This window comes from Cryobacterium sp. Y11, assembly GCF_002929535.1.
Taxonomy (GTDB): domain Bacteria; phylum Actinomycetota; class Actinomycetes; order Actinomycetales; family Microbacteriaceae; genus Cryobacterium.
The window spans coordinates 240,081-254,183 of record NZ_PJJO01000061.1; the positions used below are offsets into that span (position 1 = coordinate 240,081).

8 protein-coding genes and 1 pseudogene are annotated in these 14,103 nt (G+C 66.4%); 5 read left to right on the forward strand and 4 right to left on the reverse strand.

What is annotated here, in order from left to right:
* Positions 1-82 precede the first annotated feature (82 nt).
* Positions 83-1,687: a DEAD/DEAH box helicase gene (locus CXY75_RS17760; RefSeq protein WP_104084123.1), complete on the reverse strand. Its 1,605-nt coding sequence runs from the start codon at positions 1,685-1,687 to the stop codon at positions 83-85.
* Between the two features lie 145 nt (positions 1,688-1,832).
* On the opposite strand from CXY75_RS17760, the gene CXY75_RS17765 reads away from it, so the two are divergent.
* Positions 1,833-2,561, forward strand: a complete 729-nt coding sequence (locus tag CXY75_RS17765; protein ID WP_104084124.1) for a ferritin-like fold-containing protein — start codon at positions 1,833-1,835, stop codon at positions 2,559-2,561.
* A gap of 42 nt (positions 2,562-2,603) precedes the next feature.
* On the opposite strand, the gene CXY75_RS17770 is transcribed toward CXY75_RS17765, so the two are convergent.
* Both CXY75_RS17770 and CXY75_RS17775 read right to left on the reverse strand, forming a co-directional pair.
* The gene (locus CXY75_RS17770) at positions 2,604-2,903 is read right to left on the reverse strand and encodes a hypothetical protein (RefSeq protein ID WP_104084125.1); all 300 of its coding nucleotides are present in this window, start codon (positions 2,901-2,903) and stop codon (positions 2,604-2,606) included.
* Positions 2,904-2,909: 6 nt separating this feature from the next.
* Complete coding sequence (locus CXY75_RS17775; RefSeq protein WP_092108379.1) at positions 2,910-3,134, reverse strand: DUF3107 domain-containing protein; 225 nt, start codon at positions 3,132-3,134, stop codon at positions 2,910-2,912.
* Between the two features lie 95 nt (positions 3,135-3,229).
* Between CXY75_RS17775 and CXY75_RS17780 the strand changes: the two genes are divergently transcribed.
* Positions 3,230-6,694, forward strand: coding sequence for a UrvD/REP family ATP-dependent DNA helicase (locus CXY75_RS17780; protein WP_104084126.1), 3,465 nt, complete (start codon positions 3,230-3,232; stop codon positions 6,692-6,694).
* Positions 6,691-9,930, forward strand: a pseudogene (locus tag CXY75_RS17785) (UvrD-helicase domain-containing protein); the annotation flags it as partial. The gene CXY75_RS17780 and the pseudogene CXY75_RS17785, both read left to right, overlap by 4 nt.
* Before the next feature lie 20 nt (positions 9,931-9,950).
* Here CXY75_RS17785 and CXY75_RS21160 read toward each other — a convergent pair.
* A complete protein-coding gene (locus tag CXY75_RS21160; RefSeq protein WP_104084128.1) occupies positions 9,951-11,120 on the reverse strand; it encodes a phosphotransferase in 1,170 nt (389 codons plus the stop codon).
* Between the two features lie 96 nt (positions 11,121-11,216).
* Between CXY75_RS21160 and nudC the strand changes: the two genes are divergently transcribed.
* Together nudC and CXY75_RS17800 are read left to right on the forward strand one after the other, a co-directional pair.
* Complete coding sequence (gene nudC, locus CXY75_RS17795) at positions 11,217-12,206, forward strand: NAD(+) diphosphatase (protein ID WP_104084129.1); 990 nt, start codon at positions 11,217-11,219, stop codon at positions 12,204-12,206.
* Positions 12,203-13,918 carry an ATP-dependent helicase gene (locus CXY75_RS17800; protein WP_369826750.1) on the forward strand — a complete coding sequence of 572 codons (1,716 nt, stop codon included), beginning with the start codon at positions 12,203-12,205 and terminating at the stop codon, positions 13,916-13,918. Before nudC ends, CXY75_RS17800 begins: the two co-directional genes overlap by 4 nt.
* The last annotated feature ends 185 nt before the right edge of the window (positions 13,919-14,103 follow it).

Genomic DNA, 14,103 nt, shown 5'->3' on the forward strand with positions numbered 1-14,103 from the left:
CACACCGAAACGCCCGGCCCCGAGACTGCCACGGCCGAAGCGGGGCAGCCCGGATGCCGGACGGTCATGAGTCTGCGAGCTACTAGATCGTGCTACCGGTCTGCGGCGAGCGACGACGGGTGCGGCTGCGACGCAGCGGGGCATTGTTGCCGTCGTGGTGCTCGGCTCCGCCGCCGTCGTGGGTGCCGGCGGCCGGCGTCGCGGCCGGGGCATCCGGGTTGGTGCTGGAACTCACGCGGGTGCGCGACCGGGGTGGGCGGGTCGAATCGTCGGCACCCGTGGCCACCGGGGTGGTAGCCGGCTGCGCGGCGGTGCGAGTGGACTCGCCGCGACCCGCGCCGCGACCGGAGCGCGAAGCGCCCGACCGACCGGAGTCTGACCGACCCGAGTCTGCATGGCCCGAGTCAGAACGGCCGCCGGAGCGTGCCCCGCCGGAACGACCGGCACCACCGGTGCGACCGTCGCCGGCGCGACCTTCACCGGCACCGACATTCTTCACCGGGGTGGCGCGCAGGCGGCCCTTGGAGCCAGCCGGAATGTTCAGGTCGGTGTAGAGGTGCGGTGACGAAGAATAGGTCTCCAGCGGTTCCGGCTGGCCGAAATCGAGCGCCTTGTTGATCAACGACCACTTGTGCAGGTCGTCCCAGTCGACGAAGGTCACGGCGATTCCGGTCTTGCCGGCGCGGCCGGTGCGGCCAACGCGGTGCAGGTATGCCTTCTCGTCTTCGGGGATGGTGTGGTTAATCACGTGGGTGACGTCTTCCACGTCGATGCCGCGAGCGGCGACATCCGTTGCGATCAGAATTTCTTTCTTGCCGCTCTTGAAGCTGGCCATGGCGCGTTCGCGCTGTTCCTGGTTCAGGTCGCCATGTACGGCGGTGGCGTTGAAGCCGCGGTCGCCGAGCTCTTCAACGAGCTTCGCCGCCGCGCGCTTGGTGCGGGTGAAGATGATGGTCTTGCCGCGTCCCTCAGCCATCAGGATGCGGCCGATGACCTCGTCTTTGTCCATGTTGTGGGCGCGGTAGACGAGGTGCTCGATGTTGGCCTGCATCAGGCCCTCATCGGGATCGGTCGCGCGAATGTGAATGGGGCGGTTCATGAAGCGGCGGGCCAGGGCAACGATCGGTCCGGGCATCGTCGCCGAGAACAGCATGGTGTGGCGGGTAGCCGGAGTCTGCGCGAAGAGCTTCTCAATGTCGGACAGAAAACCGAGGTCGAGCATTTTGTCGGCCTCGTCCAGCACCATTTCGCGAACGTTGGCCAGGCTCAGCAGGCGCTGGCTGGCCAGGTCGAGCAGGCGTCCGGGGGTGCCGACGACGATCTGCGCGCCGGCCTTGAGCTGTTCGATCTGGCCTTCGTAGGCCTTGCCGCCGTAAATGGAGACGATCTTGGTGCCCCGGCCGGCGGCTGCGAGCTCGAGGTCTTCGGAGACCTGGACGCACAGTTCGCGGGTCGGAACGACGATGAGCGCCTGCACGCCGGGCTCGGGATCGAGGCCGAGGCGTTGAATGACCGGAAGGCCGAAGCCGAAGGTCTTGCCGGTGCCGGTCTTGGCCTGGCCGATGATGTCCTGGCCGGCGAGGGCGAGGGGAATGGTCTGGGTCTGAATGGGGAAGGGTTCGAGGATGCCCTTGGCAGCAAGGGAGTCGACCATATCCTGGTCAATATTAAGTTCGGAGAAAGTCACGAATGTATGCCTGTCATTAACTGGAAGCGAAATGCGCCCGTTTTTGCGTCTCGGGCAGCGGCCGCCGATCCTTGTCGGCGACGTAATTCCACCTTACTGCCCCGCCTGTACAGCGCCCACAGGCGCGCTGTTCTAAGCTAAGCCCGTGGTCACGTGGTTCGGTCGGCGCCCGCAGCGCAATGAAGCTCCACGGCTTTCCGCCCGTGGGGTGTTCAAACCAACCGAAAAAGTAGACATCAGTGCGCTCGCGCCGGGAATACAGCATTTTCTCGGTCAGGCCGCCTACAGCGAGCTTGGCGAGTTTGACAGTTTGGCCAGGGCCGTCGCCACCGCGCCGAACCTTGCCGTGAAGGAAGGCCTCAGCGCCGCTGCCGGGCGGGCCTTGAGCAAACACCACGGTCTGATCACGGAGATTCGTCGTCGCGGCCATGAACCGGCCACCGAGATGGCACCGTTCGTTGCAGGGCTCGACGAGTTTCGGGCCAAGATCAGCGGCGCCGATTGGCACGAACTGCTTCTGAGCTGCTATCTAGCCGGCGGGTTGCTCGACGATTTTTTCATTCGCCTGTCTGACGGCCTGCCGCGGGACATCGGGCCTCGGGTTGCGCAACTGCTCGGCGAGGATTCCGGTACGAGCGTGCTCGTGCAGGAGCTGCACAGCGCCATCGAAGACGATCAAGCCCTCCGTTCCCGCCTCGCCATGTGGGGCCGCCGACTGGTCGGGGACACCCTGCTCGTTGCGCGTTCGGCCATGCCGGCTGCCGATCCGGCCAGCGGCCGAGCTGGCAGCAACGAGGCGCGCATCGAGCCGGTCTTCACCGAGCTGATCGCCGCGCACACCCGTCGCATGGACGGCCTGGGCCTCACCGCCTGACCCGCGTCCGGCGGGTACAGGCGGTGGCTCACTGACTAACAGCTACGCGGTGCCGACCTTGGCGAGGGTCTGCAGCATCCGCTGGTCAGCGTGAATGCGTCGCCGGCTGATCAATAGATTTACGACGACGGATGCTGCGGCGGACGCCCCGAGGGACACCCACCAGATCCATCCACCGGCCCAATTCCAGCCGAGCCAGGTCAGTCCCACCCACAGAGCGGATGCCGCGACCGTTCCGATCGCAGGCACCAGCACGGAACCCTGCGTGGAGCGTCCGGGCAGAAAATACCGTGCGCCGAGCCCGATGATCGCGCCGAACAGCGCGACAAACAACAGCTCCATGGTGTTTTAGGCGACGAAGCCGACGCGACGCGACTCTTCGCTGCCGAGTTCGACGTAGGCGAGGCCGACGGTCGGAACGATGTAGACGCGACCCTTGCTGTCGCTGAGCTTCAAATAGCCGGTCTGACCGGAGAGGGCCGCCGCAACGGTCTCCTCAATTTCGGTCGCTGGCTGCGAAGTCTCAAAACCGATCTCCCGGGGAGAGTTAAAAATACCAATGCGAATATCCACCGAATTGCCTTTCGTAGCCTTGCGCCCAGATTACGACAGAACGCACCACCGCCCTGACCGATTTCACTGTCGGCGCAACCCGTTACCGTTGAATTGTGACCAACCACAACCTCGACACCGACCAGCAGGCCGTTCTCGACCTCCCCGACGGGGTGAGCGTCGCCGTGATCGGTGCGCCCGGCTCCGGCAAGACCAGCACGCTCGTTGAACTTGTCGCCGACCGGGTCTTGAACCGCGGGTATTCGCCGAGTGAGGTGCTCGTTTTGGTGCCGACCCGCACCGGCGCCACGGCGCTACGCGACCGGCTGGCCCTGCGCCTGGCGGTGCCGACCAATGGGCCGCTCGCGCGGAGCGCCAATTCCGTCGCGTTCCAGATTGTGCGTTCGGCTGTAGCCCGGGCCGGCGGGCCGGTGCCCACGCTGCTCACCGGCGGCGAGCAAGACCAGATCATCGCCGAGTTGCTGCAGGGCCACCTCGACGACGAGGCCGCCGGGGCGCCGACCGGCCCGATCTGGCCGGATACCCTCGGCGCCGACGTGCGTCAGTTGAGGGGGTTTCGCACCGAACTGCGCGACCTCATGATGCGCGCCGTCGAGTACGGCGTGACCCCGACCCAGCTGGAGCGCTTTGCCTTGGGCCGGCCGGAGTGGGTTGCCGCCGCCGAATTCATACGCGGTTACGAAGAGTCCAAGGACCAGGCCAGGCCCGGGCAGTATGACTCCACCGAACTCGCCCGCTATGCCGCCGCGATTGTGGCGGGAGCCGAGGCCGGGCTGGCCGGCGCGGTAACGCTCGGCACGCTGGCCGGCTTACGACTGATCGTGCTCGACGACGCTCAAGAAGTGACCCAGGCCACGCTAACCCTGCTCGCGCAATTTCGTGCGCGTGGAGTCGCGATCATTGCCGTCGGCGACCCCGATATCAGTACCGGGTCCTTCCACGGTGCGCATCCGGACGCCCTGGGTCGCCTCGACGAGTACCTCGCTGATGCTGCCGGGAGCTCGGGGGGAGGCCGTGTGGCCGGGCCGATCGTGCTGAAGACGGTCTACCGGCACGGGGCGGGCATCCGCCAGGTCATTGCGCAGATCACTAGTCGCATCGGCGCTGCTGCGGCTGGTACCCAGCGTGCCGCGGCCAGTGCGCTCGCTGAGCCCGACGGTGACGGTGGGCCGACGGTCAGCGACGATGCACTCGCACTCGGTGGGTCGGCCGAACCTTCCACTATTTCAAAGCTCGACAGCAATCTAACTCTGGCTGAATCCGCTACCGCTACTGCCGCTGCCGCGCCCGAGTCCGCGCCAGACCCCTCGGTGCACACCGTCGTCGCGACCAGCCCAGCCGACCAGCTTGCCGTCATCGCCCGGCTGCTGCGCGAACGTCACGTCATCGACGGCACTCCGTGGTCGCGGATGGCCGTGATCGTTCGTACCGGTTCGCTCGTACCGTCGATCTCTAAGGGGCTTGCCGCGCTCGAGGTGCCGACCCAGGTGTCGACCGCGAGCACTGCGCTGCGCGATGAGTACGCGGTCAAGGCGTTCATTCTTGCCCTCGAGGTCACGCTGGGGCGCAAGCCGCTCAGCGCGGAGTCGGCGATCGAATTGCTGCGCGGCCCGCTCGGCGGACTCGACCCGATCACCCTGCGCCGGCTGCGCGCCGCACTGCGCCAACAAGAACTAGGCCAACAAGAACTAGGCCAACAAGAACTAGGCCAACAAGAACTAGGCCAACAAGAACTAGGCCAACAAGAACTAGGCCAGCACGAATCGGGCCAGCACGAATCGGGCGAACACGAACCGGCCGAGCCAGAGCTGGCCGAACAAGACCTGCCCGCCCGCCCGCCCGCCCCGCGCAGCGCCGACGAATTGCTCGTCGCAGCCCTGCACGACCCGGACCTGCTCGCCACTATCGACAACCGCACGGCACGCCGTGCGGCCGGCTGCGGGGCGAGCCTGCGTCAGGCGAGCGTCGAATACGCCGCCGGTGCGACCATCGAAGAACTGCTTTGGGGCCTCTGGCAGCGCAGCGGACTCGACCGTGAATGGAAGGAACAATCCACGGGAACCGGAATCGTCGCCGACGAAGCCAACCACAACCTCGACGCCGTCGTCGCCCTGTTCTCGGCCGCGCAGCGTTACGTCGAACGCACTCCTGCCGCTCCGCCGGTGCTCTTTCTGGAACACCTCGTCGACACCGATGTGCCCGAAGACACCCTCGCGCCGCGCGCCCTCGGTGCGGCCGTTACCGTCTCGACCCCGAGCAGCACTATCGGCCTCAATTTCGACATCGTCGTGCTCGCCGGCGTGCAGGCCAACGTCTGGCCCGACCTGCGCATCCGCGGCTCGTTGCTCGGCGCCGGCGATCTGGCCGATCTCGTCTCCGGTCACGACCCAGCGACGACCGATGCCCGCACCCAGGTGCTGCACGACGAACTGCGCATGTTCGCCCAGGCCGCCAGCCGGGCAACGACCGAACTGCTCGTCACGGCCGTCAACAATGAAGAAAACGAACCGTCCGTGTTTTTACGTCTGCTTCCCCAACCCGAGGATGCCCTCGATGTTGACGACCCGGCCCGCTATCCCGTGTCGCTGCGCGGCCTGGCCGGCCGGCTGCGCCGCGACCTGACCCGCGCCATCCACTCGCCGGGTCGCACCGATTCGGCCACTCGGGCAGCGGATGCCGCCGCAACCCTCTCCCGGCTGGCCGCCGAAAACGTGCCAGGAGCTTCGCCGGGCGAGTGGTACGGTCTGACCGACCCGAGCACTGTGCGGCCGCTCAACGATCCCGAGGCCGGCGATGCGCCGGTGCGCGTCTCGCCGTCGCGGATGGCCGCCTTCGAAACCTGCCCGCTGCATTGGCTGATCGGTCAGGTCGGCGGCGGCAACTCCAATACGGCAGCCAACCTCGGCACGATTATTCACAAGGTGATGGAAGACAGCACCGATCGGCGCCCCGAGGCCCTCTGGCAGGGGGTCGAAGCGCGCTGGAACGAACTCGACTTCGACGCCGACTGGCAGTCCCGGGTGCAGAAAGTCGCAGCGCGCGCCCTGACTGACCGACTCGCCTCCTACCTGCTCGATTTCGAGAGCGGCGGCGGCGAGTTGCTCAGCGCCGAAGGCACGTTTCAGCTAGAGCTCAGCGGAGCCGTGCTCTCGGGCACCATTGACCGGGTGGAACGCCAGGCCGACGGGCGGGCCGTGATCGTCGATCTGAAAACGGGCAAGGGTGACGCGATCAGCGATGCCGGTGTCGCCGAGCATCCGCAACTCGGCGCCTACCAGCTGGCCTTCCAGGAGGGCGCCATCGATGGCGTGTCTTCGGACATGGCTCTGGCCGGCGCGCGCCTGGTCATCGTTTCCTCCGGCACGGTCAAACAGAACTACCGAAATCCCACCCAGCCCGCGTTCACCCCGGAGCAACTCGAGGCATTTCGCACCCGGGTCGGTTCGGACGCCGCCGGTATGGGCGGTGCCACCTTCATTGCCGAGATCACCGCGCACTGTCTCGACCCCAGGGCTCACGGGTCCTGTCGCATCCACATCATCAAGCAGGTCAGCTCATGAGTCCTACCACCACCGGGGTCTCCGCCCTCCACATTGCCGCCGCGCTCAAACTGCCCCCGCCAACTCTCGAACAGCAGGTGGTCATTGAAGCATCGCTCACACCGACCCTCGTGGTCGCCGGAGCGGGAAGCGGTAAGACCGAAACCATGGCCAACCGGGTGCTCTGGCTGCTCGCGAACGGCCATGCCCGGCCCGACCAGATTCTCGGACTCACCTTCACGCGTAAGGCGGCCGGCGAGCTGAGCGAACGCATCAACAAGCGCATCACCGAACTCGACGAAGCTGGCTTGATCCCGGTGATCGACGCTGACGGTAGCGGCGCACAATCTTCCGACCTGTTCAACACCCCGAGCGTGTCGACCTATAACTCCTTCGCCAGTCGGCTCTTCACCGACAACGCCCTGCTCCTCGGCCGCGAACCCGAGTCGGTGCTGCTCAGCGAAACGAGCGCTTGGCTGCTCGCCCGACGCGTCGTCATCGACCACGGTGACGGGAGGCTCGTTCCGTTCGGTAAAAGCCTCGACCTCGTCACCGACGCCGTGCTGCAGCTCAGTCGCGCCCTGGCCGAAAATCCGCCGGAGTTTCGCGGCGGCAGGCCGGGGGCACCGCACGACCTCAGGGCACTGGCCGACAGCTTCGCCTATCTGCCCGAGCTGCCCTACGGCAACCCACGCAAGAAGACGCCGTACGGTTCTGTCGTTGAGTCCCTGGCCGCGGTCGCCCCGTTGCCGGTGTTGGCCGAACTCGCCGCCCGCTACAGCAGCGAGAAGCGTCGCCTTGGCCTGATTGAATTCTCCGACCAGGTGGCCCTAGCGCTGCAGGTCTGTCAGAAGGTTGACATCGTCGTTGATCGCTACCGCGACCAATACCGCGTGGTCCTCCTCGATGAATACCAAGACACCTCGGTCTTGCAAACCGAGCTGCTGCACACCCTGTTTCGCAACCACCCGGTGATGGCCGTCGGTGATCCTCACCAGTCGATTTACGGATGGCGCGGCGCCAGTAGTGCAAACCTGCTCGGCTTTGGTCGAGATTTCAACACCAGTGATTTCAACACCAGCGACGTCAGTCCAGCCCTAGCGGCCCCGACCATGTCGCTGTCCTACACCTGGCGGAACCCCGCGCTCGTGCTCGACACCGCCAACGCCCTCGTCGACCCGCTGAGCGCCGCGCTTCGTGCCAAGCCGGGCGGAATCCAGGTCGAAACGCTCAAGGTTCCGCCGACAGCCCGGACGGGCGCCGTCGATGCGCTCATGGCCGAGACCATCGCCGAGGAGGCCGGTGCCATTGCCGACTGGTTCGCCGCGCGGCTGGTCGGCGACCACGGTCAGGTCGAACGCAGCGGCGCCATGCTGTTTCGGGCGCGCCGCGAAATGGAATACTTCGCCGAGGTGCTGCGCGCCCACGGCGTGCGCGCCCACGTGCTGGGACTCGGCGGGTTGCTCTCCACCCCCGAGGTCGCCGATGTGGTGAGCGTACTCCGCGTGGTGCACGACCCAGCCGCCGGCAGCGAGCTGGTGCGGCTGCTGAGCGGGGCCCGCTACCGGGTCGGCCCGCGTGACCTGCAGGCGCTCGCCGACGTTGCCAGTTGGCTGGCCCGGCACGACTGGGCCCAGAAGGCCATCTCGGCCGATCTCCGCGGCAAGCTGCGGGCATCCGTCGCCGGCGATGAGGGCAGTTCCCTCGTCGACGCACTCGATTTTCTGGGCAGCGCACCCGATTCGCACGGCCAGTTCGCCGGGTTCAGCGAACTCGGTCGAGCCCGCGTACAATCGGCCGGCCGTCAGCTGGCCTGGCTGCGATCCCGCGCCGGGCTGCCACTGCTCGACTTCGTACGCCTGATCGAACAGGAATTTCGGCTCGATATCGAACTGATCGCAAACGAGGCCAACGACCTCGGCCTGGCCAACCTGTATTCCTTTCACGACACGGTCTCGGCCTTTCTCGACAGTGACGAACAGGGCACCCTGGCCAGCTTTCTGCGCTGGCTGAAACGCGCCGAGCTGCAAGATGACCTTGGCCCGCGCGCTGAAGCCTCTGAACACGGCACCGTGCAGTTACTGACCATTCACGGCGCCAAGGGCCTCGAATGGGATTTCGTCGCCATTCCCAACCTCGTCGAGAAGAGCCTGCCAGCGGCAGCCCGCGACACCAGCGGGTGGCTGCGCTTTGGCGAACTGCCCTACGCTTTTCGCGGCGACCGGTCAGAGCTGCCCGAGCTCGATCTGGCCGGGCACGACAGCCAGCTCGATTACGATCTGGCCTATCAGAGGTACAAGGAGGAGCTGGCGACGCGGCACGACGACGAAGAACGCCGCCTGATCTACGTGGCCACTACCAGGGCCAAGCGCGAGCTATTCCTTACCGGCTCGTTCTGGGGCGCAGGGCTGACGGCGCGCAAGCCCAGCCGCTATCTCACGGAACTCGTCGAAGCTGGCCTGATTCCGGCCATCCCGGACACGAGCGCCGAGCCCGAGAAACCAGCCTCCGCGGACGACGGCACCGAACTGTGGCCGTTTGACCCGCTCGGCCGCCGCCGGGCGGTGGTCGAGGCTGCGGCCACGCTGGTGAGCGCGAGCGAGGCGGATGTGCCTACTCGCTGGACGCACGCGGTTACCCTGCTCCTGGAAGAACGCGCGCTGCGGCTGGCCGGCGGCGCGGTTGCCCCCGTCCCTACCCGCATCCCGGCCTCGCGGTTCAAGGACTACGTCGACGACCCGGCGGGAGTTGCCGCCGAACTGCGCCGTCCGATGCCGCAGCGCCCGTATCGGGCAACCCGGCTCGGCACCCTGTTCCACTCCTGGGTGGAACGTCGCGCCGGCGGTGCTACCGGCACCGACCGGGTCGACGCCGGCGTGAACGAACTAGATGTCGACGATGACGACGGGGGTACCGGAACGCTGGGTGACCTCGCCGTGCCAGAGCAGGAGCAGTTTGCGGTGCTTCAGGCCACCTTTGAACGTTCCGAATGGGCCGATCGTCGGCCGGTCGACGTTGAGATTGAAATTCACCATGTGCTCGCCGGGCAGGTCTTTGTGTGCAAACTCGACGCCGTCTATCGCACCGACACCGGCTACCAGGTCGTCGACTGGAAAACCGGGCGTGCACCCAAGAACGCCGCCGATCTGGAGCTGAAACAAACCCAGCTCGCCCTCTATCGATTGGCCTACGCGCGCTGGAAGGGGATCGATCCGAGCATCGTCGACGCGGTGTTCTACTTCGTGGCCGACGACACGGTCGTCGCCCCCGATCGGCTCTACTCGGAGGCTGACCTTCTCGCGGCCTGGTCAGCGGCGGTCGCCCCGGTGCGCGAGTCGTCGGAATCCGCTTCGTCAGAGTCAGAGTCAGAGTCAGAGTCAGAGTCAGCGTCAGAGGTGAGCCCCGAGAAGTCGTAGCTGTCCGTGTGCATTGCCGCGTGCTGGTCGTAATCACGAGCAGCGTGCGGCATGTGGTCGAGCATGTTCTCCACGTCGCCGACGCTCATGATCGGGCCGGTCTTGGGGGAGAGAGGCTGCTGCGTGTGGCTGTGCACCGTGTCGACCAGGCCGTCGAGCATCGCGACGGCGTCATCGACAATGGTCTGGTCGTGACTGGTAGAGCCGTGCAGCAACCAGCGGGCCAATTCCAACTCGGCGTAGAGCATGGCGCGCTGGGTGATGTGGCTGTCGCTACCCTGACGAGCCGTCGAATACGAGGTGATGGCCACTTCGGCGGCATTCCCGCGAGCGGCCAGCAGCCAGTGCAGGTCGCGCGCCGGATCGCCGACGGCGAGGCCAGACCAGCCGAGAATACCCGACACGGCATCGTCGGTGATCAGAATGCAATCGGCCGACATCGCCCCGTGCACCACGGCCGGGGCAAATTGCCAGAGGGCGTCGTCGTCGGTGGCCTGTTCCCAGCGGCGCAGCAGCGCTGCGGGCAAATAACCGGTGTTGGCGGCCCGGTCGATCAGATCGATGGCATCCTTGCGGCACTCTTCGGCGCTCTGCTGGGGCAGTCCGGCGGTGCCGATAAACGCGCTTGGCAGCGAGTGGATCGCGGCGATGGCCCGCCCGATCGACCCGGAGACGCCCTCGTGCCCGGTGAGAGCATCCGCGTCAAAGCTGTCGCCGGCCAGCAGCTCATAGACGATCGCGCGGGTGCCCTGAATCGGAGTCTGGCCGACATATTCGGGCACGTCGAACGGCAGCCGGCTGCGATTGCCGGTGGTGAGTGCGCGCAGCGCAACGAGGTCCGCGGACTGCTCGGTTTCGGCCGACTGACTGGTGGGAACGCGAATAATCAGCGCCCGACCCGCCTTGTCAATGACGAGCGCCGAGTCGAACAGTCCGTGCGCGCCGGCACTGTGCTTGCGGGCGTAGGCCACGTCGAGCCCCGGAACAGCGGAGGTGGCTAACGCGGCTAGAGTGAGTTGAGTTCTGGCCATACCTACTAGGTTAGATCGACTTGCGGCCTGGCGGTTATTCGCCACGCCACGCCTCCATACACACGTACGCGTTCTCGCAGAGCTCGGAGATAAACCATGTCGTTCACTTTCACGACGCGGTTGCCGCTGTCTCGCCAGGCGGTTGACCGCGACCACCTCACCCGCGGCCTGCCCGAGCTGTTCGATCAGCTCTGGGCGGATGCCGCCACCCGCCTTGTGCCCATCTGGCACGGCAAAATTCTTCTCGCGCCGCAGGATGCGCCCAATACCGAGGCGACCAAGACCGCCGTGCGCCTCGCCCTGTTGTCCCCGACGAGCCTGGAAAACGCCGGTCTGCGCGTCTACCTGGGCCGGTCTTTGCCCGCTGATCTGCCCGAGTCTGCCGGTACCCGCATCGTTGCCGTGCAGCTCGAGGATGACGCCGCCGCCCGCCTAGAACCGGACGAGACACGCTGGGCGGCCTTGCGCACCCTCGCCACCGTGCTCGATGACCGTGATGCCGGCCTGTTCACCGAGGCGCTTGGCGTGCTGAACTGGCATGCCTCGCACGCGCACTGCCCGCGTTGCGGCGCCGCAACCCTGGTCGAGGAGGGCGGCTGGGTGCGCCGCTGCCCGGTCGATAACAGCCAGGTGTTTCCGCGCACAGACCCGGCCGTCATCGTGCTCATCACCGACGCCGACGATCGCATTCTGCTCGGCTCTAACGCCATGTGGGAGAACAACCGGTACTCGCTACTGGCCGGATTCGTCGAGCCCGGCGAGACCCTCGAAGCGGCCGTGATCCGCGAAATGTTTGAAGAATCCGGCCTGCGCGTCACCGAAGCGGTCTATGTCGGCTCCCAGCCGTGGCCGTTTCCGGCCTCGATCATGTGTGGCTTCACCGCTCGGCTCGCCGATGACCAGCAGGCCAGCGACCTACTGCCCGACGGTGCCGAGATTCTGGCGCTGCGGTGGTTCAGCCGCCAAGACCTGCTTGACGCCGGCGAGTGGATGCTGCTGCCCGGCCCGTCCTCCATCGCGCACGCCATGATCGAGCGTTGGCTCGGTATGCCCCTGCCGGCGGCGACGGAACTGATGCGCCCGTGACGATCACAGCGAACTCGCTGCTGCACGGTCTCGACGAGCAGCAACGCATTGCCGCCGAAGCGCTGATCGGCCCGGTCTGCATGCTCGCCGGCGCCGGAACCGGCAAAACCCGCGCCATCACGCACCGCATCGCGCTCGGCGTGCTGACTGGCGCTTACGCCCCGAACCGGGTTATGGCGCTCACCTTCACGAGTCGTTCCGCCGCCGAGTTGCGTGGTCGTCTTCGTCAGCTCGGTGCCGGGGGAGTGGCCGCCCGTACCTTTCACGCCGCAGCACTCTCACAACTGAACTACTTCTGGCCGCACGTGGTCGGCGGGCAGGCGCCGCGCATTCTCGACGGCAAGGGCCGCATTCTCGGGCACGCCGCCGAGGCCCTGCACCTCAAACTTGACACGGCCACCCTGCGCGACCTCGCCGCCGAGGTGGAATGGCGCAAGACCAGCGGCCTGAGCATCGAGCAGTACGCGGCCGGCATCGCCCGCCGCAGCCTGCCAGGAAGGCTCGACGTCGACCAGGTCGTCGCCCTGCAACAGACCTATGAGAAGCTCAAAGACGATCGCAAGCAGATTGACTTCGAAGACGTGCTGCTCGCCATGGCCGGCATGATCGAGGCCGAACCCTCGGTGGCGCTGCAGGTGCGCGAGCAGTACCGGTTCTTCGTCGTCGACGAATACCAGGACGTCTCGCCGCTGCAACATGACCTGCTGGCGCTCTGGCTTGGCGACCGTCGCGACCTCTGCGTCGTCGGTGACGCCAGCCAGACTATTTACTCCTTTGCCGGTGCCCGCAGCGACTACCTCCTCGACTTTCCCAAGCATTATGAAGACGCCACCGTCGTGCGGCTCGAGCAGAACTACCGCTCGACCGCGCCCATCGTAGCCACCGCCAACCAGCTCATGCGCGGCCGCTCGGGCGCCCTGACCCTGCACGCCGCGCAATCCGACGCCGGTCCAGATCCCACGGTGCGCGGCTACGCCTCCGATATGGCCGAGGCCCGCGGTGTCGCCGAACAGATTCTGCAGCTCATCGGTACGGGCACCAAACCCGAAGACGTGGCCGTTCTCTTTCGGGTGAACGTGCAGGCGGCGCTGCTCGAAACGGCGCTGACCGAGGTGGGGGTGAGCTATCAGATTCGAGGTGCCAAACGGTTCTTCGACCTGCCAGAGGTGAAGCAGGCGGTGATGAGCCTGCGCGCGGCATCCGTTTCAATCATTGGGGAACCGCTGTTTAAATCGGTCAGCGATGTGTTGCGCTCGCTCGGTTGGAGCCAGACCGCCCCGGAGACGCGCGGCGCGGTGCAGGCGCGGTGGGAATCACTCAATGCCTTGATGGGGTTGGTCGACCAGGCCGCCCCGGGAACCACGTTCCGAGCGTTCACCGACGAGCTGATGGAACGCCAGGCTGGCCAGCACGAACCGACGGTGTCGGCTGTGACCCTCGCGACGATGCACTCGGCCAAGGGTCTGGAGTGGGATGCCGTGTTCGTGGTCGGTCTGAGCGAGGGCCTGGTACCGATCAGCTACGCGAGCACGTTCGAGCAAATCGACGAGGAACGCCGACTGCTCTACGTCGGCATCACCCGGGCCCGGAAACGGCTTGCACTGAGCTGGTCGTCGTCGGGTGTGCAGGCACGTGCAGCTCGGGAGCGATCGCGTTTTCTGGAAGAGCTTGGCAGCCGCAGCGCGCGTGCAGCCGGTGCACGCGCCTCGTAACACTTCCGGTGACGGCGTCGATCCGCAGCGATAGCGCAAAGGCCGCTGATCGGCCCGATTCGAGGCGATCCTGCACGAGCCCGACAACCCGGGCGGCGACTTCAAAGCTCAATCTGGGCGTTTCACTCGGGGCCTGGCGCAGCGAAAGCTGACAGGCCATGGCTGGCCAGGCCGGATCGTCGTCG

What these genes read in the sequence shown, in the direction of transcription:
- nudC (WP_104084129.1), top strand. Translation starts at nt 11,217, where the DNA reads ATGTCGTTCACTTTCACGACGCGGTTGCCGCTGTCTCGCCAGGCGGTT.
- CXY75_RS21160 (WP_104084128.1), bottom strand. Translation starts at nt 11,120, where the DNA reads ATGGCCAGAACTCAACTCACTCTAGCCGCGTTAGCCACCTCCGCTGTT.
- CXY75_RS17770 (WP_104084125.1), bottom strand. Translation starts at nt 2,903, where the DNA reads ATGGAGCTGTTGTTTGTCGCGCTGTTCGGCGCGATCATCGGGCTCGGC.